This window comes from Actinosynnema sp. (assembly GCF_052038725.1).
Genome location: NZ_JBQGCX010000335.1, coordinates 1 through 2,449 on the forward strand (window position 1 = coordinate 1; position 2,449 = coordinate 2,449).

The following is a 2,449-nucleotide window of genomic DNA, read 5'->3' on the forward strand; positions in this document are numbered from 1 at the left end:
AGGGCGGCCAGCGGATCGGCGTGTTCGCCCGCGCCGCGCTCCCCGCCACCGCCGACCTCGTCACCACCACGTTCGGCCTGCACGGCGGCCCGTCGACCACCGTCGACCCCACCAGCTCGACCCCCCTCGCCGCCCTGCGCCTCGCCGTCCGCGCGCTGCGGAACGGCGACTGCGCGCTCGCGCTGGCGGTGGGCGAGACCGAGCGGGCCGGCGGCTCCCCGGGCGTCGCCGCCCTGCTCCTGGACCGCCTCGCGGACGCCCGCCGCAACGGCCACCCCGTGCTGGCCCTGGTGCGCGGCCCTGCGGTGGACCAACCGGACCCGCTCGCCGAGCCGGACCTGGTCGACGTCATCGAGCTGGCGCTGGCCCTGCGCACCGCCGCGCCACGCCCCGCCGCGCCACCCTCCGGGAGCGCGGACGACCACGTCGTCCTGGAACCCGCCCCCGCCCCCGTCGCCGCCCACCACGCCCCGGTCGAGCTGGACCCGGTGCCGTGGCTGCTGTCCGGCGCGACCGCCGAGGCCCTGCGCGACCAGGCCCGCCGCCTGGCCGCCTCCACGACCGACGACATGTCCGCAGTGGACATCGGTCGCAGTCTCGCCACGACGCGGGAAGCGCTGCCGCACCGGGCCGTCGTGCTCGGCGGCGACGACCTCGTGCGCGGCCTCGACCTGCTCGCGGACGGCATCACCCTGGACCGCGTGATCACCGGCCGGGCCCGCGAGCGCCGCGTCGCGCTCGTCTTCCCCGACCCGGACGACCGGTGGACCGGCGCGGCCGAGGAGCTGCTGCGCGACTCCGAGGTGTTCCGCGCCGCGATCGCCGAGTGCGACGAGGCCCTGCGCCCGCACACCGGCTGGTCGCTCACCCCCGTCCTCCTCGGCGACCCGGACGCGCCGCCGCACCACCGGGACGCCGTGCCCACCCTGTTCGCCGTCGCGGTCGGTCTCGCCGCGCTGTGGCGCGCGCACGGCGTCGAACCTGACGCGGTCGTCGGGCAGGGCGGTGGCCGGATCGCCGCTGCCCACGTCGCGGGCGCGCTCACCCTCGCCGAGGCGGCCGAGTTCGCCGCGCGCGCCGACCGGGCCGACGACCTGCCCCTCCCCAGGCCCGCGCCGATCCCGTTCCACCCCACCACGAGCCTCGACCGGGCCACCCGAGCGCTCCTGGCCACCGGGCACGACCTGTTCGTCGAGATCAGCCCGCACCCCGTGCTGGCCGAAGCCGTCACCGAGGCCCTGACCGGGACCGGCGCGGACCTCGTCGCCGCCTTCCCGCGCGGTCACGGCGGCACCGCAGGTCTGGTCCGCCGCCTCGCCGAGGCCCACGTCCTCGGCGCGCGCGTCGACTGGACCCCGGTGTTCGGCGCGGGCCCGCTCGTGGACCTGCCCACCTACGCCTTCCAGCACCAGCCCACCCCGGAACCCACCGCCCCCGAGGACGCCCCCGCACCCCGCGTCACCACCCGCACCGGCGACCTGTTCCCGGCACCGCAAAACGCGGAAACCCCTGCCGCGCGGGCACTTCCCGCCGCCGACCCGATCGCCGTGATCGCGGCGGCCTGCCGCCTGCCCGGCGGGATCCGCACCCCGGAGCAGCTCCGCCGGGCGATCGACCGCGCCGACCCCCCGATCACCACCCCCACCGACCGGGGCTGGACCGGCGTCCCCGGCGCCTACCTGGACCGCGTCGCCCTGTTCGACGCGGACTTCTTCGGCCTCACCCCGGACGAGGCGCTCGCGACGCCCCCCGACCACCGCCTCCTCCTGGAAACCGCCTGGGAGGCGCTGGAACGCGCCGGGATCACCCCGACCCCGTCGCGCGAGAGCCGGATCGGCGTGTTCACCGACACCCCCGACCAGGCCGCCCGCGTCAGCGAGGTCCTCGGCCTGCGGGGTCCGACGACCACCGCCGCCACCGGCGAACCCGCGCTGCACCGGGCGATCCGCGCGCTGCGCTCCGGGGAGTGCGAGCTGGCGCTCGTCGGCGGCGCGACCGTGCTGTCCGAGCCGCCGCCCGCGGACCGCACCCCCGCCGAGCACGTCGTGGTCCTCCTGCTCGAACCCCTCTCCGCCGCCCGCCGCCACGGCCACCCGGTGCGCGGCGCCGCCGACCCCGCGGGCGCGGACCTGCTCGACGCGCTGAAGTCCGCCCTGTCCCAGCCCGCCCTGTCCCAGCCCGCCGCCGAGTGGCTGCCCGCCAGGTCCCGGTCGGGCGCGGTCGTCCCGTGGCCGCTGTCGGCCGCCGAACCCGCCGCGCTGCGCGCCCAGGCCCGCGACCTGCTGGACCTCCTCGACCGGGCCCCGGACGTCGACCCGGTCGACGTCGGCTTCACCCTCGCCACCGGCCGCGCCACCCTCCCGCACCGCGCCGTCCTCGTCGCCGCCACCCCGGACCGGTTCCGCGCCGAGCTGTCCGCGCTCGCCGACCGCGCCACCGACGCCCCCGC

1 protein-coding gene is annotated in these 2,449 nt (G+C 78.7%); it reads left to right on the top strand.

Annotated features, from left to right (window positions below; all coding sequences use genetic code 11):
- Positions 1–2,449: beta-ketoacyl synthase N-terminal-like domain-containing protein (locus ACTUAL_RS06625; RefSeq protein ID WP_440899627.1), on the top strand; the 2,449-nt coding region annotated here is incomplete at both ends.